Genomic DNA, 19,822 nt, shown 5'->3' on the forward strand with positions numbered 1-19,822 from the left:
CATGAGGACGGTAGGATTGATACAGCTTCTTTAAAAGTGATTAATTTCGCTAGAAATGATCGACACCATCAATAGCAGGAAAAGCTCAACTTGTCTTATGCATGGAGACGTTATCGAAGGCCTTGCAGCCGGTCGTGGGCGCTTATAAGTGACGATATCAATGGTAGGCATCGAAAAAGTCCATTTAACTTCTTCTCACCCGTCACGCAGAATTGGCTAAAACCAATAGCAGACCATGGCGCATCTTCTGCATCAAGCCGCAATACGCGCAGAACAGCAGAATTACTCCATTTATGATGAATGCCTTTAGCTAAATTCCTGCTACATAAAGTTCTGAATAGGCAGTTACCCCAAGGAAAATAACAGGTGCCCATGCATTAAGAAGAGCAGAATCAAACATCCATAACCTTCCGCCTGTATATCCAAAATGCCCCGCGGAGTTACCTGGCTGCCGCTGTGCAGAACCGCGCGCTGCTCAATCGCGTGTTCCGGGAGCAGCTTTTCTGGGGCGGACGGGGCTCTACCGGTGAGTGATCGTGGGCAGCCGCCTGGCTAGGCGCGCCGGCATTTCCAGTCCCTAGACCTCCATGACCTATAGCCTGGATAGCAGCAACTTGATAGTCGACAGGAAGCCACCAGGCGCGGGCTCGGACTCGGTCTGCCTGGAGGCCTCGCGGTAGGCTGCCATCAGGGAGGCATCGCGGGAAAGCATTCGGAGCACGCACATGTTCGCATCCGGCGTCGGCTTTTCGAGATGGTACCCGTGTCGATCCCGTAGATAAGCAGCAGCTGCTGCGCTTCTCGATCTTCCTGCCTGGCAGTTGATCACCTCGAATACGCGCTTCGCCGCCAGAGTATCCAGGCGAATTCGCATTTCCTCTGCCTTGGGCATCAGCAAGTAGTCCCGGAAGGTGCGTTCGAAATTGCTGCCGTACAGCGCAATGGTCTCCTGATCGAAGCCTGCGTCGATGAAGTGGTGGTAGCTGGCGATTCCCAGCAGGTTTCGTCGATCGCTGCCGGGTCCTTGGGGCCATCGGAAATTGACACAAGGCGGCCGCCAGGTGCTGGCCGGAACCGTTCCGCATCGGTCCGGGAAAGGAAAAGGCATGCTAGTTCTGGAGATGTCATGTGACCTCAGCAATAGGGTAGAAGACGAGCAATAGCGCGGAGCCGCGAGCACGGGATATCACACGGCTGTACACAGGTTGCCAGCGCTATCGCGGCAGAACCTTCGAGTTCGCCCCCATCACGGGGCCGCTATACACGGTGGGATCGTGACTGGATGGCTCGTATCCATTAGCATGCGCGCCGCTACACTTACAAAGCCTGAAAGTGTGATATTTGATAGCGATGTAATTGCCAAAAAGGAATTGGTGATAATAAATGAAAGGGAAAGTAATAGTAGCTACCCTCATTGCCGCTTTTATAAGTGTCTATACTGTTTATAAGGAGCATCGTGAGTCCGTTCGATTGTTGGAGCAAGAGCGTATTCGCGTTGGAAAGCTTGAAGCGCTGCCGATTATGCCGTTCGAATACCGCCGCGTGCTCACGGAGGCGCAAAAAGTTCCTCATGCACTTTGCAGACAAAACCCTGTCCTGCTCCGGCTGTTCTGCGCATGAGGTGCGTGTTATGGCGGAGCATCGCTGGTGGTCCATGGCAGAGTTGAAGTCCACCATAGAAACGGTATGGCCGGAAAACCTTGTCGACATACTGACTAATGCAGGCGTCTCAGAGCTGTAAAGACGCAGGATCATTACCGTGACGTCTGCGACTACTCTTTGGGGTTAGCAGCCTGCCATGAACGACTGCTTTGGGTCGGTAGCGATCGCTCGTCGGCGTCCGCATCTGGCCGAAAGCAGTCTCCTATGTTTTCCATTTTATCTGCTCTAGCCACGTGCTTTTACCTGTACCTCACGCGCTACACCTATCGGCACCGCTCCGGGCGTGGCGAAAAGTAGCCGGACAGACCCAAACGACTACAGGTATATTCCGATACGCCAAACGACTACACCGGAGCCCGCCATGTTCGTTCGCGCTTACCTTCGAGCCTCGACAGACGATCAAGACGCCACCCGCGCCCGGGAGGCCCTGCGCACCTTCGCCGCCGAACATGGGGCGCGGATCGCCGCGACCTATGTTGAAAACGCTTCGGGCACTCTGCTGGATCGCCGCGAACTGCTGCGCTTGCTGGCCGATGCCGAGCCTGGGGACGTGCTGCTGGTGGAAGCGGTGGACCGGCTGTCTCGTCTCGACCGCGCAACCTGGGACCAACTGCGCGAGCGGATCGCCCAGGCCGGCCTGCAGGTGGTGTCGCTCGATCTACCGCTAACCCATTCACTGCTGCGCCCGGCCGCCGCCAACGGCGATAGCGCCCAAGAGTGGATGACGCGCGCGGTGTCCCAGATGTTCTTGGAGTTCATGGCGGCGTTTGCTAGGAAGGACTACGAAACGCGCCGCGCCCGGGCAGCCCAGGGCATCGCCAAGGCGAAGGCGGCGGGGGTCTATAAAGGGCGACCGAGGGATGAGCAGCTGCATTCGCGGATCCGCGAATGCCTGGCCAGGGGGATGTCGGTGCGGGGGACGGCTAGGCTATTGGAGTGCTCGACCAGCACCGTCAACCGGTGCAGGGCGACACAGGTATCGGCGCTATAGCTATTTGCTTGCCATTGCTGTCGTACCCTGATGGAAAATCAGGGCCCAACGTTCGACATCCAAGCGCACCCAATAAGACGAGCGTTGAGCTATCCCACCATCTGAATGGCTGGTGCGGTATCGCAGAAGAGCACTATCCCTATCGGCGAAAGTAAGCTGGAAATCGGTCGCAACGAACCTCGATTCGGACGACTCCCTCACCAAGGCGTCAATTGTTTGCTCTCGACTGACCATCGCGCCGGATCTTGTGATTTCGCTGAATTCAGGATGCAGTATCTGCTCAACCCAGTCCCGGCAGTGGCGCTGACCAGCATGCAGTGTGACCTCCAATACCCACAATTTCTCTAGTAATTCGTCCATTTAGTGACCCTACGTACAGCCCAAATTGACCATAATCTCTACTTATGCGCAGTCGGTGTGTTACGGCCAAATAGTAATGTCTCGATCCAGCTAGATAGAAATGTCCCGATCACGTATGGCAGCTAGCCTAGCGGCTTTGCAGCCAATGCGGAGCGATCAGGATGCCAGCCTACGAGCGGATCACGATGAGCCTACGCGAAGTCGATCGTCTCAAGGTCATCCAGGCGGTGACCGAGGGTTTCCTCACGCCCACCCGCGCCGCCCAGCGCCTGCAGCTGAGTACCCGGCAGGTTCACCGCTTGGTGCAGCGTTACCGGGACGCCGGCGTTTCAGGCCTGACCTCACGTAAGCGCGGCCAGCCCAGCAATCATCAGCTGCGGCCTGGCCTTGAGCAGCGCGCTGCCGCGCTGATCCGCGAGCACTACCAGGATTTCGGTCCCACGCTTGCGGCCGAAAAGCTCGTTGAATGTCACGGCCTACGCTTGGCCAAGGAAACCGTCCGGCGCATCATGATGGATGCCGGTTTATGGACGCCGCGTCGGCAGCGACCGCCCAAGGTGTACCAGCCACGCAATCGCCGAGCCTGCCTCGGCGAGCTGATTCAGATCGATGGCAGCGACCATCGATGGTTCGAGGACCGAGCACCGGCATGCACCCTGCTGGTCTACATCGACGACGCCACCAGTCGCCTGATGCACCTAGCCTTCACCCGCAGCGAATCGACCTTCAGCTACTTCCAGGCAACCCGGGCCTACTTGGAGCACCACGGTAAGCCCTTGGCGCTCTACAGCGATAAGGCCAGTGTGTTTCGAGTCAACAGCAAAGATGCTCAGGGCGGCGATGGCCACACGCAGTTCGCCAGGGCCATGTTCGAGCTGAACATCGATACCTTCTGCGCCAATTCCAGCCAGGCCAAGGGCCGCGTCGAGCGAGCCCATCTCACCTTGCAGGATCGCCTGGTCAAGGAATTGCGACTACGAAACATCAGCTCCGTTGAAGCTGCCAATGCTTATCTGCCGCTCTTCATGGCCGATTACAATCGTCGCTTCGGCAAACCGGCCCGCTCGGACTTCGATGCCCACCGCCCAGTACGTGACGATGAAGATCTTTCGTTGATCCTCACCTGGCGCGAGCCCCGGCGAGTCTCGAAAAGACTAACCCTGCAATACGACAAACGCCTCTACCTGATTGATGACACCCCGCAGACGCGAGGCCTGGCTGGCCACTACGTGGACATCTATCACTATCCATGCGGGCGCATAGAAATCAGATCGGAAGGCGCTCCCCTGCCCTTTGGCGTTTTCGATCAGCTGCCCGAGGTTAACCAGGGCGCTATCGTCGATAACAAGCGGCTGGGACACGTCCTACAAGTCGCGCAGCGGATGCAAGAGCAGCGCGATAGCCGTCGTTCCCAGGCGGTACCGGGCAATCCGAAGCCAACCAAAGCGCAACGCCAGGAGCCGCCGAAGAAGAAGGCCAAAGAGTTCATGCCGGAGGACATCCTAGCTGCCCTGCAGCAAAGCTCACTGCCGAAGCGGAGCCGCTATGCGTCAGTCGATCACCGCTGAAGGACTCAGTGCTTTGGTGGCTGCTGGAGCAGCATGGGATGTGCGAGCCGTTCCAGGCCCCGACGGGCATGGATGGCAGCTGCAGGTACGCTACAGCAAAGAAAGCCGGCACTTCCCTCTCCGCTCGCGACGGGAATTGGTGAGGGTATTTCGGACACTGGATGCTCTCAACCGGTACGCGCAGAAACTCGGGATTCGCAGGTTCAGTGTCGAGATCTAGTACTGGAATTTGCATCCTGCTGGATGCCAACATTTAGGCTGTATTCAATTAAAACACAGAGGACAGCACGGAACGGCCCCCAAAATGCGCGGACAGGTTGTCGAGAACAAGCTGCACTGTCGCCTGTACAGCTTCTGGGGAACGGCCAGCAATGTGAGGTGTGAGAATGACATTGTGCAGCTCCGCCAGACCACTCGGCACGTTTGGCTCTCCCTCGACCACGTCGAGTGCAGCCCCACCAATACGGCTTTGCGTCAGCGCGTCTATCAGCGTTGCTGTATTTACTACACTGCCCCTCGCGATGTTGACAAGAAATCCGTTGGCACCAAGCGCATCCAAAACAGCCGAATCTACGAGGTGAGTTGTCGATACTCCTCCTGGCGTGGCAACAATCAGGAAATCCGACCATTCGGCGAGTGCTATCGCTGAAGGGAAGTAGCGCCAGGGTGATCCATCGCGAGGTTTACGGTTGTGATAGGCAACCGACATCCCGAATCCCTTCGCGCCTCGCTGGGCGATTTGTTCACCAATATTGCCCAACCCTAGGATGCCGAGTCTTTTCCCGGAGATAATGGGCCGGGGTTGACGCGAGATCGCCCAATCGCCACGTCTTGTGGCTGCGTCAGCCTGAACGATTCCACGGGTAATGGCCATGAGCAGCGCCATCGCGTGATCTGCGACGGAGGCGTCATTTGTGCCCGGACCATTGGTAACAACTATTCTTCTGGCTCTTGCGGCTGCCAGATCAATATTTTCGTAGCCCGCACCTAGTGCGCAGATAATCTCAAGCTTCGGAAGCGCTGCGATCTCGTCGGCACTCAGGCCTGTCGAGCCATTTGTCAGTACAGCACGAATGCTATCGCCCATGGCTTGTGTGAGTGCTTGTCGTGCTGAGGCTTTGGGCGCGACATGGATTTCGAACCCTGCATTTTCGAGACGACACAAGCTTTCATGCGTCAGTTCTATTACAACAAGGAGAGGGATCGGCATGTATGACATTCCAAAGGCTCCAGCTGGCCATACTTCACCATAGGTGGAGGGTTTTAACCACTAACGTTGGCAACATAACCGAGTTGACTAGCATCAGTGGTATCAGAGCTGACATTTCTACTTGGCCATCAGAGCGACATCTCTACTTAGCCTTGACACGTGGCGCTTGGCCTGGGCCGCTCGCTTTCTATCTGCCCATTACTGCGCCACCAGCAGCGAGCTCCATGGAAGTTTCCGCATGCAGCGGCAGGTCAATGCGTAGCCACTTTCGCCGCCATCGCTTGCTGGATCACATCGACAAATGCCCTTACCAACGGGTTGCGCTCATGCTTACGGGTGAGCACCAATAGCGGCGCGGTGGCCTCGGGCTCGGCCAGCGGCCGGTAGGTCACTCCTCGCTTGGCCAAGGTCTGCGTACACTCGGGGACCACCGCAACACCCCGCCCCGCAGCCACCAGCGCAATAATCGAGGTGATCTGCTTGCCGGTAGGGGCCGGCCGGCGCGTGAGGGCGTGGCGGCGGTAGAGGGTCTCGACGATTTCGTTCAGCCCCGAGCCGTATTCCGCCGGGAAAGCGATCAGCGGGTACGCGCTCAACTCCGTCAATGTCACCTGCGCCTGCCGGGCGAGGGGGCTATCACTGGCGACGGCGGCTATCAGTGGCTCGTTGCCAAGGCACAGGGCCTGGGCATCGGCGTCGTCGCCCGGTGGCTGCATGCGGCTCATGCCGATATCCAGGCGGCCTTCGATGATATGCGCCCATTGGGTGCCAGAGGCGCCTTCCTCAACGCTCAACTGCACGTCCGGGAATGCGCTGCAGAAAGCCTGGATGGTCTGGCTGAAAATGTCCGACAGGGCGATGGAACTGGCATAGCCAACCGCCAGGTGCCCCATGGAACCTGCTGCCAGTTTGCTGGTGATGGCCTGTGTCAGGTCCACCTGCTCCAGCACCGCACGCGCGTAAGGCAGGAAGTGCCGGCCCTCGGCAGTGAGGATGACGCTGCGGGAACTGCGGTCGAACAAGCGAAAGCCCAGTTCGGCCTCCAGTGCCGAGATCTGCCGCGTCAACGGCGGTTGCGCGATGTGCAGGCGCGACGCGGCACGGCCAAAGTGCAATTCATCGCTCACCATCAGAAAGTAACGCAGCCGGCGCAGGTCGATCATGGTCATCCTTGGGTATCAATCGGTCTGAAATCGGTATTGGATCCTGTCGTCGGCCTACCTTATAAAAAGTTTCAAAATATAACGAAAGTTTTTATGAAGCCTTTCATGCGTTGCCCGCGCATAGCCCTGTTCCTGTGCGGCTGCGCGGCGTTTCTCAACCTGTACGCGACCCAGGGGCTGCTCGGCGAGCTGGCGCTGGACTTCCATGTCTCACTGCGGCAAGCCAGCTGGAGCATAACCGTCAGCACGCTGGCCGTGGCCGTCTGCGCCCCCCTGGTGGGCCGCTTGACCGTCGGTATGGCCCAGCACCGGGTCATCGCCGTGGCTGCGCTCGCTCTGGCGGTGCCTGCATTGCTGTCCGCTAAGGCGGATAGCTTCGGCGAATTCCTGCTGTGGCGCGGTGTGCAAGGCATGCTCATTCCCGTGGTATTCGCGACCAGTGTTGCCTACATCGGCATGCGCTGGAGCGGCGGCGCAGTGACCGAGCTCACTAGTGTCTATGTGGCTGGTACGGTACTGGGGGGCTTTTGCGGGCGCTTCCTCACCGGCCTGGTGACCGAGTTCGCCAACTGGCGGCTGGCACTGGGGGCCCTGGCAGGTCTGAGCCTGGTCATCGGCCTGGCGATTGCGCTGAGCCTGCCGCGCAATCGCGAGGTGCCCCGGCCGCCCAGGCATGCGGCGCTGCGGGGTGACCTGATGAGCCGGCCTTTGCTGGCGGCCTACGCCGTGGGTTTCTGCATGCTGTTCGCCCAGGTCGCCACCTTCACCTATATCGGCCTGTACTTGAGCCGTGCGCCGTTCGCCCTCGGCACCGGTGCGCTGGGGTCGATCTACGCCGTGTTCCTGCTGGCACTGGTGGTCATTCCGGTTGCCGGACGCCTGAGCAAGGCACGCCCCCAGGCGCAGCTGGTGGGCGTGGCGGTAGGCCTCGGGGTGACAGGCTCGTGCCTGACGCTGGCGCCGTCGTTGTGGATGATCGTCCTGGGGCTGGCCTTGAGTTCCACGGGGGTGTTCCTCACTCAGGCCGCTGCCAACGCGTTCACCACCAGCCAGGCCCGCCACGACAAGGCCGGTGCCGTTGGGCTGTACCTCACGGGCTACTACCTAGGCGGTAGCTGTGGCGCCCTGGCACCCGGGGTGTTGTGGGAGCACTGGGGGTGGCCAGGCTGCGTGGCCTTGATCATCGTGTTCCAGTCGCTGTCGCTGTTGATTGCCTGGCGCGGTTGGCGCCCAGTCCCGTTATCGCATCGCGCCTCGAAGCTCAGCACCACGAGCGCCTGCCTGATTACGCTTGATTCATCATCCAACAAGGAAAACGTGAGATGACCGTGAGCAATCCGCTGGTCCAGCAAAGCCAGTTGTTGAAGGTAGTAGAACCGGTGCTGCAATTGATGCAGGCGGGGGTGTTGAAGCAAGCGTTGATGGATGCCTTCCGGAGCCAGGAGGCAGCGCTGGTGGAGATCGAAGAGGCGTTCCAGGCGCTCACGGCACGCGCTCATGGTGCTGCGGCATTGCGCCGGTTCTTCGCCAGTTGGTCGAAGACCAACAACTCGGCCGCCAGTGTCTCGGGCCTGGCAAACCGCATTACCCTGCTAGCCCGCTCCGAACAGGGCAGCGAAGCGGCTCGCCGTCTCTACCAGGTCTGCACCAGCCTGCACCGCATCACCGACGAAGATTTGGGCGCGCTGGGCAACACGTTGCACGCAGATCTGTTCTACAACATGGCGACGCCGCTGTGTGGCGATGACCAGTGGCTGCTCAAGGAAAACTGTCTGCCTTGCGCACAGGCCTTCAAGGACTGGACCGATGTCCAGCGCCTGCGCGACCGTGACTTGTTGCAGGGGCTGTTGACCACCCTGGTGCATGAGGTCTACACCCATGGTGAAGTGGAACTGATCCACCCGATGTTCAAACAGTGGTTCGAACGCGACATGGGCGTGCCCCCTGCCAAGGTTAGGGCAACCCTGGCATGGGTGACCGTGCACACCGGCGGCACCGAAAGCAATCACTTCGCCCATGCCGTGGCGGCCGTGGAAGAGTTCGCCGATGCCATGGGCATTCTCGTGGTCAAGAACACCGCCCAGGAGTTATTCGTGCAGTACTTGCAGCGCAAGGCCGCAGTGATGCGCGATTGTGCCCAATGCCTGGCCTGAGCGCATGACTGAACTCAGCTACCCTTCGCCAAAGCCGTCGCTTGCCTGCACCCAGTCCCCCGCGCGTCGTCGGACCTTACTGGCCGGTTGCACGGCCCACGCCATCCACGACGGCCTCACCGATGTCATTTATGTGCTGCTACCGGTGTGGCAGGCGCAGTTCGCCTTGAGCTATGCCCAGGTCGGGCTGCTTCGGGGCGCCTATTCGGCGATGATGGCCGGCTTCCAGCTGCTGGCCAGTCGCACGGCTGCCCGCTGGGGGCGCAAGCGCCTGTTGGTCGGTGGCACAGCCTTGGCGGCGCTGGCCTACCTGCTGGTTGGTTGCGCCGGCGGTCTGGAGGTGCTGCTATTGGCGCTGATGCTGGGCGGGCTGGGTGCCAGCACTCAGCACCCCTTGGCGTCTTCATTGATTTCCGATGCCTATGAGCCCGGGGGCGGGGTCAAGCAGGCGCTGTCCCAGTACAACTTCGCCGGCGATATCGGTAAGACCCTGGTGCCCGGCATGGTCGGCCTGCTGCTCACAGTGGCCAGCTGGCGCGCTAGCGTAGTCGGGGTCGGCGTGCTGGGCCTGGTCGTGGCAGCCGCGCTGTGGTGGCTGATTCCCGCAAACATCGCCACTGCCAGGGCAAAGACCGCCAAGGTCGGTGCCGGCAGTGGGTCTGCCAGCGGGCTACGGGCAATGATCCTCACCGGCACCCTGGACAGCGCGGTGCGCATGGGTTTCCTCACCTTCCTGCCGTTTCTGCTGCAAGCCAAGGGTGCGGGCACGGCGGGTATCGGCCTGGCCCTGACGCTGCTGTTCATCGGCGGTGCGTTCGGCAAGCTGCTATGCGGCTATCTGGGGGTGCGTATTGGCATGATGAAAACCGTATGGCTGACGGAGTCCACTACGGCTGTCTTGATTCTGCTGGCCCTGGTGTTGCCCTATCTGGGGCTGATGGCGGTATTGCCGTTGCTGGGGCTGGCCCTCAATGGCACCTCCTCGGTGCTGTATGGCGCGGTGCCAGACCTGGCGGGGGCGGGCAAGCGTGACCACGCCTTTTCATTGTTCTACACCGGCACCATCAGTGGCGGCGCATTGGCGCCGGTGCTGTTTGGCCGCCTGGGCGATCTCACGGGTATTCCATTCGCGGTAGTGGCCCTTGCGGCATTATTGCTACTGACCTTGCCCTTGGCCTGGTGGGTACAGAAAGGCCTGGATGCAGCCGGCGGCAAGTATCAATAACGACAGAAAGAGTATTGGCCTGCCTTCCAGCTTGTCACCAGAATGTCATTGTACTGGCGCTCATTAACTCGCCGCGATTTTAAAGGCAGGCAGGCTTGCAGGGATACTATGAATAATAAGGAAGTGTCGGCTTCTCAGTTTTCACTGTCGCAACGTGCACTTCAATTAAACCCACCCGGCACGTCGAGTATGCGCAGCAAGGCCAATGCGCTGAAAGAAAGTGGGGCGCGCGTTATCAACTTCGCCGCTGGCGAATTATCATTCGATGCCTGTGCCGAAATGAAGGCTGGCGCCCTTGACGCCATTCACCAGGCACGCAATCGCTATACTCCGCCGCTGGGCCTGCCGCGCTTACGCGAAATGTTGGCCCAGCGTGTATCGGAACGCACCGGCGTCACCTTCACGGCCAGCGAAGTAGCGGTGACCGCAGGGGCCAAGCAGGCATTGTTCAATGCCTGCATGGTGTTGCTGGACCCGGGGGACGAGGTCATTGTGCCCACCCCGCACTGGGAGACCTTTCCTACCCAGGTTCGCCTGGCAGGGGCTATCCCAGTGGCGGTGGATACCCGGCAGGATGACTATCGCCTGACCCACCGCGCGGTGCGGGCGGCCATCACTCCCCGCACGCGAATGCTGGTGATCAACACCCCAAACAATCCCACCGGCACAGTGTATCAATACGAGCAGTTGGCCGGGATCGCCGAGTTGGCGCTGGAGCATGGGCTGTGGGTGCTGTTCGACGAATGTTATCGCAGCCTCACCCGGCCCGGTTGCGTGCATCACAACATTCTGTCGTTGTGCCCCGCCCTGAAACCCCAGACTGTGCTGGTCGATTCGTTTTCCAAGAGCCAGGCTGTCACTGGCTGGAGGGTGGGGTATGCCTGTGCGCCGGCTAAGGTCATCTCGGCGATGCACAACCTGCAAGGGCACACAACCTCCAACCCTAGCAGCCTGTCGCAGTACGCTGCGCTGGCCACCGTCACCGCCGGCAGCCAGGCGTTCGCTGACCAGCTCGCGCCCTTTTTGCAGCGCCAGCTAGACAAGGCGCGCAGTTACCTGGACCCGCTGCCGGGCATGGCCTACGCACCCACCGAAGGCGCCTTTTACCTCTACATCGACGTTACCCCGTGGCTGGACGGATTGTATCGGGGGGAGCAAATCAGGGACGTCGATCATCTGAGTGAACTGCTGTTGACCCATGCCCATGTAGCGGTCGTGCCCGGGTCTGGCTGTGGTGACCCATCCAGTATCAGGATTTCCTACGCGCTGCAGCCTGAAGAGCTGGAAGAGGGAATGCACCGTTTGGTGCAGTTCCTAGAATTAGTGGAACGCGCGGACATTCATTGAGCAAACAATAATAAAACCGGGAGCGAAAATGGACGATTCAAATGAGCTGTTCATTGATTATGTGCACCAGGCCTTGGCGGAAGTGACCGACCGCAACTTGGTGGAAGCCTTGTTGGATGGTTTCATCAACCACGCCGACTTACTGGACGAGTATACCCAGCGGTATCAATACATGACGTCGCGCCCTTGGTCGACGGACGCGTTGTGTACCTTCTTTTGCGGGTGGAGAAGTCCCGACGGCGCAGCGCATGCGGTGGCCAGCATCATTGTGCGGATTTTGCAATTGTCCGAGTCCACGCCCACGGTCCAGAGCAGGTTGCAGTTGCTGGAAGCGGCGAGGCATTGCGGGGAGATCATCGTCGAAGACGTGGGGTTGGGGGAGATGCATAACCACCCGCACCATTCGAAGTTGTACCAGCGAATGGCCACGGCAATTTGCGGGTCGGACGACTGGCGCCTGCAGGATCGTTACCTGAATCCAATCACCAAGGAGTTTTCCGCCTGGGTGGGAGAAAAGCGGCCCTTGGCGCCGGATCTGACCGAAGCCCTGGAGATGATGGCGCTGACCGAGCTGTTCAATACCGGCGAATACAACGTGATGACGCCGTTGTGGAAACGCTGGCTGCGCGAGTCCCGGGGCTTTGCGGCCGGTGAAACCCACCGCATCGCCGCGTTCCTCAGTGTGCACTGTGGCAGTGTCGAGGCGCGGCATTTCCGCCATGCCACCGACGCCCTCGCGCTTTACACCCAGGCCACCGGCCAGTCGGTCAACTATCGCCGCATCGCCGCGCTGTCCAACGACTACGTAGTACGCGCCTGCGAGCACCTGGGGAAAATGGCCTCCGTGCTCACGCCGTAACGCCTCGCTGCATCGCCCTTAACCCTTTCACCGCTTTGGCATCGCACGATGCCGGGGGGCACTTATGCGCCTTGAATCCGACTCCATGGGCACCGTGCAGGTGGCCGCCGACAAATACTGGGGGGCGCAGACCGAGCGCTCGGTCCACCATTTTCCCATAGGGCGTTCGCGCTTTCGCTGGGAAGCCCCCATGATCCGCTCACTGGGGTTGCTGAAAAAAGCTGCGGCCCTGGCCAATCTTGAACTGGGCGAGTTGCCTGAATCCATTGCGCTGCCCATCGTGTGGGCCGCCGATGAAGTCATCAGCGGCAAGCTGGACGCGCATTTTCCGCTGGTGGTGTTCCAGACTGGCTCTGGCACGCAATCGAACATGAACGCCAACGAAGTGATCGCCAACCGCGCTATCGAGCTGCTGGGTGGCGAGATGGGCAGCAAGACCCCCATTCATCCCAACGATCACGTCAACCGCGGACAGTCATCCAACGATACTTTCCCCACCGCCATGTACATGGTGGTGGTAGCCCAAGTGTTCGACACCTTGCTGCCGGCAGTGGTGGCGTTGCGCGGCACCCTGGCGGCCAAGGCCCAGGCATTCGCCAACGTGGTAAAGGTTGGCCGAACCCATTTGCAGGATGCCACTCCTATCACCCTCGGGCAGGAGATAGGTGCCTGGGTGGAACAACTGGATTACACGGTGAAAGGCATCGAGCAGGCGCTGCAAGGTCTTTATGACCTGGCCATTGGCGGCACCGCGGTAGGCACCGGGCTCAACGCCCATCCGCGTTTCGGCGAGGTGTGCGCGCGGCAAATCGCCCACTTGACCGGACACCCCTTCAGGTCGGCTACCAACAAATTCTTTGCCCTGGCCGCCCATGATGCGCTGGTCAATACCTCTGCGGCCATCCGCACCCTGGCCATGGCGTTGATGAAGGTTGCCAACGATGTGCGCTGGTTGGCCAGCGGGCCACGCTGCGGCATTGGCGAAATTGATATTCCCGAGAACGAGCCAGGCTCCTCGATCATGCCCGGCAAGGTCAACCCGACCCAATGCGAGGCTCTGACCATGGTCTGCGCCCAGGTGTTCGGCAACGACGCCACAGTGGCGTTTGCCGGTAGCCAAGGCAATTTCCAGTTGAATGTGTACAAACCGGTGATGGTGCACAACGTGTTGGAAAGCATCACCCTGCTGGCAGAGTCCTGTCAGGCCTTCAACGAACACTGTGCGGAGGGCATCGTACCCAACCTTGAGCGCATCGAGGCCAACCTTGAGAAAAATCTGATGCTGGTGACCGCGTTGAACCGGCACATCGGCTATGACAAGGCCGCGCTCGTCGCCAAGACCGCCCATCGCGAGGGCAAGACCCTGCGTGAGGTCGCCAACCAATTGGGGTTTGTCGCGCCGCAGGAGTTCGACCGTTATGTGGTCGCTTTGGACATGACCCACCCGTAAGGTCGCAACCGCCTGGTCCCCTTTTTATGTACGAGGTGTCGTATGCAGGAAGCAGATAGTCGTCGAACCAACCTTCGCGCCTTGCTGGCCAGCAAGCCTTGCTTGCGGGTTCTGGAGGTGCACAGCCCCATCTCGGCCTTGCTGGCGGAGCAATTGCGTCTGGAGCCAAGCCCCGGACACAGCGTGGCCTTTGACGCGGTCTGGTCCAGCTCACTCACCGATTCGACCCACCGCGGCTTGCCCGACATCGAGATTCTATCCCCCAGCAATCGGCTGCAGGGAATTCGCGAGATCTTCGATGTGTGCGCCTTGCCGATGATTTACGACGCCGATACGGGCGGTAAGCCAGAGCACTTCGCCATCCACGTCAAGATGCTTGACCGCGCCGGCGTCGGCGCCGTAGTGATCGAGGACAAGTGTGGCCTGAAGAAGAACTCATTGTTCGGCAACGAGGTCAGTCAGGTCCAGGAGTCAGTCGACGGGTTTTGTCAGAAGATTCGCCTGGGGCGGGCGAGCAGCGGGCCTCAAGGGGCGATGATCATCGCGCGCTGCGAGAGCTTGATCCTGGACCGGGGCATGGACGACGCCTTACAGCGCTGCCTGGCTTATGTAGAGGCGGGTGCCGACGGCATCATGATTCACAGCCGCAAGAAAGACGGCGGGGAGATCTTGGCATTTGCCCGGCGCTTCCGTGAGCACTGCGCCCATGTGCCCTTGGTGTGCGTACCTACCAGCTACGCCCACCTGAGCTTTGACGAATTGCAGGCTGAAGGCTTCAACGTGGTGATCTACGCCAACCACATGCTTCGCAGCGCCTACATGGCCATGCGGGAAGTGGCCACGGATATTTTAAGGCACGGACGGACGCTGGAAGTCGAGCCGCGTTGTCTTGGCATTGAGGATATCCTGGATTTGATTCCCGGGACACGCTGAGCAAATGTTTTATAGAAAGACTACAGCGTTATTAATATCCTTGATGTCGCTAAGTAGTACCGCATGATAGCGTGTTGTGGAATTCGCAAGGATTCTTGACCGTGCTGTTATCCGGAGCTCTTAGTTATAGGCATAGGCCTCGCGCACGTTAGTCGTCCCAAGCAACACACTGGTGATCGCGTGCGAGCCCGAGCCCGCCAAGCCTATAGAGACGCCTCCGCCCTTTACCGTTGTCAGCATCGAGTACCGCGGCGGCGCGCGCCTCCTCCCGGCCACCCCGCCCGGTAGCACACAGCTCAGCGAGAGTCTACCTCGTACGCCTGGGCAATGCCGTCGACGGTACCCACTGGCGGCTGTCCAATCTCGAAGACCGCCGGGCGCAGTTCAACATCAAGGGCGCGACCCGCACTCTTTCAGTCAAGTAGTAAAGGGTGTTCGTAACTGGCCCCTTACAAGTACTTAAATTGAGCAAGAAGCTATAGAGTTCGATTCGAAAAAAATACGGCTACACATTATCGCGATGACATAAGTACCAAGGAGACTCTATATGTCATTGCAGTGCCCTAGCTGTCACTCCTCAAAAGTCGCATTCCTCCATGCCGCCATGAAAGCCGGCGCCGCCATCGGCACCGTCGGTGGCGTAGCACGCGGCGTCAGCGCTGCCCTGGCCGGTAGCCAGACAGGTGCAGCCCTGGGCGCCATTGCTGGGCCAGTCGGCATCACCCTTGGCTCCGTATCAGGTGCCATCCTCGGCGGCCTGGTTGGCGGCGTGGGCGGCTGTGCCCTTGGCGCTCAGCTCGGTGAATCGCTCGACCGCCACGTCCTGGCCAACAACCTCTGCCTGCTCTGCGGTCACCGCTTCAACCTGCCGGCCTGATCGGCGCCTTCCCCTCTCACCTTAGCTGTCCGGTAGGTGCTGCGCCTCGCGCAGCGCTTTATGCCGGCGTGCATCCAAAGGAATCGCTCACATGGCACATCTCGTCGACACCATGGCCTATGCCGGCGCCGCTCCCTGGCATGGTCTGGGCAGTCAGCTCACTCAGAAACAGCCCATCGAAGTCTGGCAACGCGAAGCCGGGATGGACTGGCAGATCCTCGAAAGTCCTGTGCACTTCAAATCGGACGCGGTCGGTCATCTGGGTACGATCCACTCGTTCCCCGAGCAGAAGGTGCTGTTCCGCTCTGACACCAAGGCGCCGCTCTCGGTAGTTTCCCAGCGCTATCAGACGGTGCAACCGCGCGAGGTTCTGGAGTTCTACCGCGACCTGACTGAGGTCTCCGGCTACCAGTTGGAAACAGCCGGCGTGCTCAAAGAGGGTCGCAAGTTCTGGGCCCTGGCGCGGACGGGACAAAGCATGACCCTGAAAGGCAACGATCAGGTCAATGGCTACCTGCTCTTGGCCACCTCCTGCGATGGCACCCTGGCGACGACTGCAACGCCCACCACGGTCAGGGTGGTATGCAACAACACACTCAGCATCGCGGTGAACGGCGCCACTCAGGCGATCAAGGTTCCTCACAGCACGCGATTCGACCCTCTGGCGGTGAAGAAGCAACTCGGTATCGCCGTCGCTGGCTGGGATGAGTTCATGTATCGCCTGCGGCTGCTCGCCGATCGCAAGGTCGGCGATGCCGAGTCGACGGGCTTTTTCATGCGAGTGCTCTGTGATTCAGCAGGGGGCAGTCATACCCAGGGTGTGCTTCCCAATGAGCGGGCCCTGAGAACGGTGCAAGCCCTGTACGAGGGACGAGGTCGCGGCGCGGTCCTTGAGTCTGCACAAGGAACCGCCTGGGGCCTGCTCAACGCGGTCACCGAATTCGTCGATCACGAACGTCGCGCACGGAGCTCTGAGTATCGGCTCGACTCGGCCTGGTTTGGCCAAGGCGGTCAGCTCAAGCAACGGGCACTGTCGGCCGCACTCGACCTGGTGGCCTGAAGGCGTTCCCCCTCGCCACTGGCCACGGCATCCCTCCGGCCGCGTCAACGCCATTCCAGATTCGCAGCACTGTTCCCTACTTTCTAACACATAGCTCAGGCGGCTTCGTGCCGGCTGAGCCTTCTATGTCGCACAGGAGACTGCTCATGAGTCGTTCATCCCTGATCACCGCACAGCAACACCCTCGTCCACTCCTCCACCTCGTCACCACCGCTGCGGCTTCTCGCCTCGCAGCTCATGAAACTCGACCTGTGCGACTCTTCAGCCAAGATGCCGCAGCAGCCCTGGGGCTGGATCCAGGCAAATCACAACTAGAGCTCTGGCTCGAGAAAACCGGACGACAAACGGCCGCTCTGGAGAACGATCCTCGGAACGACAGCACGCCCGCATTCTGGCAAAGCGTGCTTGAGCCCATCATCTCTTGGCGCTACAGCAGGAGCACCGGCCGCAAGGTTCAGCGCTACAGCCGGGAGGTGTCCCATGCCTCGCCCGATTTGCCCTGGATGGCTGCCCGCATTGAACGCGAAGTGCTGGATGACGAAGACGTCCAGTTGCTCGTATGCAAGGCCGTAGGCGCCAGCGAAGTCCATCGCTGGCAGGAAGGCATCCCGGTATCCATACGCCTGCAGGTCATGCACCTACTGGCAGTGACAGGCAAACATGCGGCCGATCTTGCCGTACTGCTGGGTGGTCAGCAGTGGCAGATCCACCGTATCGAGCGCGATGAAGCCAGCATCGCGCAGCTGATCGAAGGAGAGCGTCAGTTCTGGCACTACCTGGACACGGATCGTCCGCCGCCAGCCGATGGCACCGCCGCTGCAGGTAAGGCACTCGCGCGCCTGTACCCAAAGGACTCAGGTGCGCGGCGTGACTTTCGCCAGCAAGCCGGTCTGCTTGCCATCTATCTGGAGCTGAAGGTGGTGCGCCAAGCACTCCAGGCCAAGCAAGCGCGAGCAGCAGAACTCCAGCAGCGTCTCCAACAGGCCTTGGGCGACGCCACCTATGGAGATTTCCCGCATGGATCCATTCGATGGCAACGGGAGCAGGACCGTACGGTGCTCGATGTCGACCGCCTGCTGCAGGACCAGCCAGAGCTGCTGGAGCGCTACGCCAAACACCTGCCAGGAGAGCGGCAGTTCTTCATCAATTGAAGCCGGTAGCACTACCCTCTCCGCCTCAGCTTCCCCTTTTTGAAACCTAACCTTTGTCGCGAGACCTCTCATGATTGCGAGCAAACTCAAGGCTGGCGAAACCGCTGGCAGCTATCTCATCGACTCTCCGGTGACCGAAGCCGACATCCTCGGCATCGCTAGGCAACTCGTTGCCCAGCGATTGAGCAAGGGCAGCAGTTTGACCGAGCCCCAACAGGTCATTGCCCATCTGCAGACGTTGCTCATCCAGCAAGAGCGGGAGGTCTTCGCCCTTCTGCTGCTCGACAGCAAGCATCGCGTGATCTGCTACGAGGAATTGTTCCAAGGCACCCTGGATGCGGCGAGTGTCTATCCGCGCGAGGTGGTGAAAACCGTGCTGCGCCACAACGCGGCGGCGGTGATCCTAGTGCATAACCATCCTTCGGGAGATCCGGAGCCAAGTCAGGCGGATCGTCGTCTCACCCAGACGCTCAAGGAGCTGCTGAACCTGGTGGGTACCCGCACCCTGGACCACGTCATCGTGGGACACGAGGGCTGCGTTTCGATGGCGGAACTGGGCCTGGTCTAACCTTCGATCTGCTCCGCCCGCCTTACAGCCTCCCCCGCTAACACCTGGCGCTCCCCGCGCTTTACCAGAACGTCTATTTCCCTTCCCTCATGACCACTATTGGCTCGACCGCCAAGGCACGCGCTCGCGTCCCGGCTGCTCGGCAAATCGCTACTCGATAGGAGACTTCGCCATGCCGCTTCTGCGCTTCCTCACCTTGCTGTTCGTGTTCGTCGGGCTACTGGCCAGCAGCCTGCTCGCTGTCAGCCTCTTGGTACTGATGCTGCGCTTCTGGCCGTTGGCCTTGGCCATCGTTCTGGCCTTGGCGCTCTTCAGCGGGCTGCTTCGCCGCTCTGGTACTACGTTCAGCACCCCATCCACGACGGCATAAGTGCAGGCCCCTTGGCCTGCCCTTTCTCATTCTGAACAGCCGTTCTGCCCCTCTCTCCTGACAGGAGCTTTAGCCATGCCTACACCTTGCTTGATCTGTAACTCATCAGTCGTGCTGTCCAAGGAAGCGGCTCAGGTGATCGCCAGCCTCATTGGCAGCCTGGATGCTTTTCTGAGGGGTATTCAGCCACCGACTGAGCATGTTGCTACCACTCAACAGGGACAGCGCGGTCCGCTGGAACAGGCGTTCAATCGCATGCTTCAGGGCATGTCCGCCGTTCACACGAGTTGGCCCGATACCCATGCTTTCATCAAGGACGTTCATCGCCATCAATTCATGGAGTATCAGTGCCTGTGTCTACGCTGTGGCGCCAAGTATGACGAGCCATCGACGTCTACTGGCCAGGAGACGGCGACCTGATCGTAGGTGACCAACCGTCATCCCTGGCGCAAGCGCTCACCCAACCCCTGCACCAGTCCCAGCACCAGTTGCCGGTCCGCCTCGGTTAGGGCGTCCAGTAGACGGCTGATTTGGCGCGCCTGATCATCGCTGCGCGGGCTGGCCTCGCTGAGTAGCTCTGCCGCCTCACAGTGAAAGATGGATGCGAAGTCGTAGAGCCGGGCGATGTTAGGAATGACCACACCCCGCTCGATCCGGGAGACGGCCTCGTTGCCAATCCCCAGGCGCTCAGCGACTTCCTCCTGCGTCAGGCCCACTCGCAGCCGATGACGCGCGATCGCCCGCCCAACCGACTCCGCCAAATTCTTCTGATCGATACCGCTCATGCCAAGGCTCCAACCGTCCACCCGGATGGTTGGGTATCCACTCGTTGACATGAAGTGCGTCACAAGTTGAAATCCAACCTAATAGGTTGC

Annotated in this window: 21 protein-coding genes; 15 read left to right on the forward strand and 6 right to left on the reverse strand. The window is 60.1% G+C overall.

Features of this window, described 5'->3' with window-relative positions; translation table 11 throughout:
* Nucleotides 1–592: 592 nt before the first annotated feature.
* Nucleotides 593–1,108, reverse strand: a complete 516-nt coding sequence (locus tag FAZ11_RS18935) for a hypothetical protein (RefSeq protein ID WP_058767710.1) — start codon at nucleotides 1,106–1,108, stop codon at nucleotides 593–595.
* Between the two features lie 275 nt (nucleotides 1,109–1,383).
* On the opposite strand from FAZ11_RS18935, the gene FAZ11_RS24700 reads away from it, so the two are divergent.
* Nucleotides 1,384–1,620: a hypothetical protein gene (locus FAZ11_RS24700; protein ID WP_158295285.1), complete on the forward strand. Its 237-nt coding sequence runs from the start codon at nucleotides 1,384–1,386 to the stop codon at nucleotides 1,618–1,620.
* Between the two features lie 403 nt (nucleotides 1,621–2,023).
* Nucleotides 2,024–2,653 (forward strand): recombinase family protein, encoded by a 630-nt coding sequence (locus FAZ11_RS18945; RefSeq protein ID WP_058767711.1) that lies wholly within the window; start codon nucleotides 2,024–2,026, stop codon nucleotides 2,651–2,653.
* Here FAZ11_RS18945 and FAZ11_RS18950 read toward each other — a convergent pair whose 3' ends face one another.
* A complete protein-coding gene (locus FAZ11_RS18950) occupies nucleotides 2,654–3,013 on the reverse strand; it encodes a nuclear transport factor 2 family protein (protein WP_058777445.1) in 360 nt (119 codons plus the stop codon).
* A gap of 161 nt (nucleotides 3,014–3,174) precedes the next feature.
* Here FAZ11_RS18950 and FAZ11_RS18955 point away from each other — a divergent pair, with 161 nt between their 5' ends.
* Entirely contained in the window at nucleotides 3,175–4,581 is a 1,407-nt protein-coding gene (locus tag FAZ11_RS18955; RefSeq protein ID WP_058767713.1) for an ISNCY family transposase, read from the forward strand.
* 268 nt (nucleotides 4,582–4,849) lie between these two features.
* Here the strand turns inward: FAZ11_RS18955 and FAZ11_RS18960 are convergent, their stop codons facing one another.
* On the reverse strand, nucleotides 4,850–5,791 hold the full coding sequence (locus FAZ11_RS18960) for a 2-hydroxyacid dehydrogenase (protein ID WP_081318527.1): 942 nt from the start codon (nucleotides 5,789–5,791) through the stop codon (nucleotides 4,850–4,852).
* 251 nt (nucleotides 5,792–6,042) lie between these two features.
* Nucleotides 6,043–6,954: a LysR family transcriptional regulator gene (locus tag FAZ11_RS18965; protein ID WP_058766880.1), complete on the reverse strand. Its 912-nt coding sequence runs from the start codon at nucleotides 6,952–6,954 to the stop codon at nucleotides 6,043–6,045.
* Nucleotides 6,955–7,047: 93 nt separating this feature from the next.
* Between FAZ11_RS18965 and FAZ11_RS18970 the strand changes: the two genes are divergently transcribed.
* From FAZ11_RS18970 to FAZ11_RS19025, 12 genes are all read left to right on the forward strand, one after another.
* Nucleotides 7,048–8,280: an MFS transporter gene (locus FAZ11_RS18970; protein ID WP_058766875.1), complete on the forward strand. Its 1,233-nt coding sequence runs from the start codon at nucleotides 7,048–7,050 to the stop codon at nucleotides 8,278–8,280.
* A gap of 2 nt (nucleotides 8,281–8,282) precedes the next feature.
* Entirely contained in the window at nucleotides 8,283–9,107 is an 825-nt protein-coding gene (locus tag FAZ11_RS18975; RefSeq protein WP_240043638.1) for a hypothetical protein, read from the forward strand.
* Between the two features lie 4 nt (nucleotides 9,108–9,111).
* The gene (locus FAZ11_RS18980) at nucleotides 9,112–10,332 is read left to right on the forward strand and encodes an MFS transporter (RefSeq protein WP_058766873.1); all 1,221 of its coding nucleotides are present in this window, start codon (nucleotides 9,112–9,114) and stop codon (nucleotides 10,330–10,332) included.
* 108 nt (nucleotides 10,333–10,440) lie between these two features.
* Nucleotides 10,441–11,679, forward strand: coding sequence for a pyridoxal phosphate-dependent aminotransferase (locus tag FAZ11_RS18985; protein ID WP_058766872.1), 1,239 nt, complete (start codon nucleotides 10,441–10,443; stop codon nucleotides 11,677–11,679).
* Between the two features lie 28 nt (nucleotides 11,680–11,707).
* Entirely contained in the window at nucleotides 11,708–12,538 is an 831-nt protein-coding gene (locus FAZ11_RS18990; RefSeq protein ID WP_058766871.1) for a hypothetical protein, read from the forward strand.
* A 64-nt stretch (nucleotides 12,539–12,602) separates the two neighbouring features.
* Nucleotides 12,603–13,988 carry a class II fumarate hydratase gene (fumC, locus tag FAZ11_RS18995; RefSeq protein WP_058772861.1) on the forward strand — a complete coding sequence of 462 codons (1,386 nt, stop codon included), beginning with the start codon at nucleotides 12,603–12,605 and terminating at the stop codon, nucleotides 13,986–13,988.
* A 42-nt stretch (nucleotides 13,989–14,030) separates the two neighbouring features.
* Nucleotides 14,031–14,921, forward strand: coding sequence for a phosphoenolpyruvate mutase (gene aepX / locus FAZ11_RS19000; protein ID WP_058766869.1), 891 nt, complete (start codon nucleotides 14,031–14,033; stop codon nucleotides 14,919–14,921).
* Between the two features lie 604 nt (nucleotides 14,922–15,525).
* On the forward strand, nucleotides 15,526–15,798 hold the full coding sequence (locus FAZ11_RS19005) for a hypothetical protein (RefSeq protein ID WP_193557175.1): 273 nt from the start codon (nucleotides 15,526–15,528) through the stop codon (nucleotides 15,796–15,798).
* Nucleotides 15,799–15,889: 91 nt separating this feature from the next.
* Entirely contained in the window at nucleotides 15,890–16,858 is a 969-nt protein-coding gene (locus FAZ11_RS19010) for a DUF932 domain-containing protein (RefSeq protein WP_058766867.1), read from the forward strand.
* Nucleotides 16,859–17,004: 146 nt separating this feature from the next.
* Entirely contained in the window at nucleotides 17,005–18,009 is a 1,005-nt protein-coding gene (locus tag FAZ11_RS19015; RefSeq protein WP_058766866.1) for a YqaJ viral recombinase family nuclease, read from the forward strand.
* Nucleotides 18,010–18,079: 70 nt separating this feature from the next.
* A complete protein-coding gene (radC, locus tag FAZ11_RS19020; RefSeq protein ID WP_058766865.1) occupies nucleotides 18,080–18,577 on the forward strand; it encodes a RadC family protein in 498 nt (165 codons plus the stop codon).
* Between the two features lie 172 nt (nucleotides 18,578–18,749).
* Complete coding sequence (locus tag FAZ11_RS19025; protein WP_058766864.1) at nucleotides 18,750–18,947, forward strand: hypothetical protein; 198 nt, start codon at nucleotides 18,750–18,752, stop codon at nucleotides 18,945–18,947.
* 105 nt (nucleotides 18,948–19,052) lie between these two features.
* Here the strand turns inward: FAZ11_RS19025 and FAZ11_RS24705 are convergent, their stop codons facing one another.
* Nucleotides 19,053–19,271, reverse strand: a complete 219-nt coding sequence (locus FAZ11_RS24705; protein WP_158295286.1) for a hypothetical protein — start codon at nucleotides 19,269–19,271, stop codon at nucleotides 19,053–19,055.
* 113 nt (nucleotides 19,272–19,384) lie between these two features.
* Nucleotides 19,385–19,732, reverse strand: coding sequence for a helix-turn-helix domain-containing protein (locus FAZ11_RS19035; protein WP_058760831.1), 348 nt, complete (start codon nucleotides 19,730–19,732; stop codon nucleotides 19,385–19,387).
* Nucleotides 19,733–19,822: the final 90 nt, after the last annotated feature.

Origin of the sequence: Pseudomonas rhizoryzae, from assembly GCF_005250615.1 — a bacterium.
In the GTDB taxonomy this organism is placed as follows: Bacteria; Pseudomonadota; Gammaproteobacteria; order Pseudomonadales; family Pseudomonadaceae; genus Chryseomonas; species Chryseomonas rhizoryzae.

Excerpts from the sequence above, each read along its gene's own strand:
- FAZ11_RS19035 (WP_058760831.1), bottom strand. The coding sequence starts at position 19,732 with ATGAGCGGTATCGATCAGAAGAATTTGGCGGAGTCGGTTGGGCGGGCG.
- aepX (WP_058766869.1), top strand. The coding sequence starts at position 14,031 with ATGCAGGAAGCAGATAGTCGTCGAACCAACCTTCGCGCCTTGCTGGCC.
- FAZ11_RS18980 (WP_058766873.1), top strand. The coding sequence starts at position 9,112 with ATGACTGAACTCAGCTACCCTTCGCCAAAGCCGTCGCTTGCCTGCACC.
- FAZ11_RS18965 (WP_058766880.1), bottom strand. The coding sequence starts at position 6,954 with ATGATCGACCTGCGCCGGCTGCGTTACTTTCTGATGGTGAGCGATGAA.
- FAZ11_RS18955 (WP_058767713.1), top strand. The coding sequence starts at position 3,175 with ATGCCAGCCTACGAGCGGATCACGATGAGCCTACGCGAAGTCGATCGT.
- FAZ11_RS19005 (WP_193557175.1), top strand. The coding sequence starts at position 15,526 with ATGAAAGCCGGCGCCGCCATCGGCACCGTCGGTGGCGTAGCACGCGGC.
- FAZ11_RS19025 (WP_058766864.1), top strand. The coding sequence starts at position 18,750 with ATGCCGCTTCTGCGCTTCCTCACCTTGCTGTTCGTGTTCGTCGGGCTA.
- FAZ11_RS19015 (WP_058766866.1), top strand. The coding sequence starts at position 17,005 with ATGAGTCGTTCATCCCTGATCACCGCACAGCAACACCCTCGTCCACTC.
- FAZ11_RS24700 (WP_158295285.1), top strand. The coding sequence starts at position 1,384 with ATGAAAGGGAAAGTAATAGTAGCTACCCTCATTGCCGCTTTTATAAGT.
- FAZ11_RS19010 (WP_058766867.1), top strand. The coding sequence starts at position 15,890 with ATGGCACATCTCGTCGACACCATGGCCTATGCCGGCGCCGCTCCCTGG.
- FAZ11_RS18935 (WP_058767710.1), bottom strand. The coding sequence starts at position 1,108 with ATGCCTTTTCCTTTCCCGGACCGATGCGGAACGGTTCCGGCCAGCACC.
- radC (WP_058766865.1), top strand. The coding sequence starts at position 18,080 with ATGATTGCGAGCAAACTCAAGGCTGGCGAAACCGCTGGCAGCTATCTC.
- FAZ11_RS18990 (WP_058766871.1), top strand. The coding sequence starts at position 11,708 with ATGGACGATTCAAATGAGCTGTTCATTGATTATGTGCACCAGGCCTTG.
- FAZ11_RS24705 (WP_158295286.1), bottom strand. The coding sequence starts at position 19,271 with ATGAACGTCCTTGATGAAAGCATGGGTATCGGGCCAACTCGTGTGAAC.
- fumC (WP_058772861.1), top strand. The coding sequence starts at position 12,603 with ATGCGCCTTGAATCCGACTCCATGGGCACCGTGCAGGTGGCCGCCGAC.
- FAZ11_RS18950 (WP_058777445.1), bottom strand. The coding sequence starts at position 3,013 with ATGGACGAATTACTAGAGAAATTGTGGGTATTGGAGGTCACACTGCAT.
- FAZ11_RS18985 (WP_058766872.1), top strand. The coding sequence starts at position 10,441 with ATGAATAATAAGGAAGTGTCGGCTTCTCAGTTTTCACTGTCGCAACGT.
- FAZ11_RS18960 (WP_081318527.1), bottom strand. The coding sequence starts at position 5,791 with ATGCCGATCCCTCTCCTTGTTGTAATAGAACTGACGCATGAAAGCTTG.
- FAZ11_RS18945 (WP_058767711.1), top strand. The coding sequence starts at position 2,024 with ATGTTCGTTCGCGCTTACCTTCGAGCCTCGACAGACGATCAAGACGCC.
- FAZ11_RS18970 (WP_058766875.1), top strand. The coding sequence starts at position 7,048 with ATGAAGCCTTTCATGCGTTGCCCGCGCATAGCCCTGTTCCTGTGCGGC.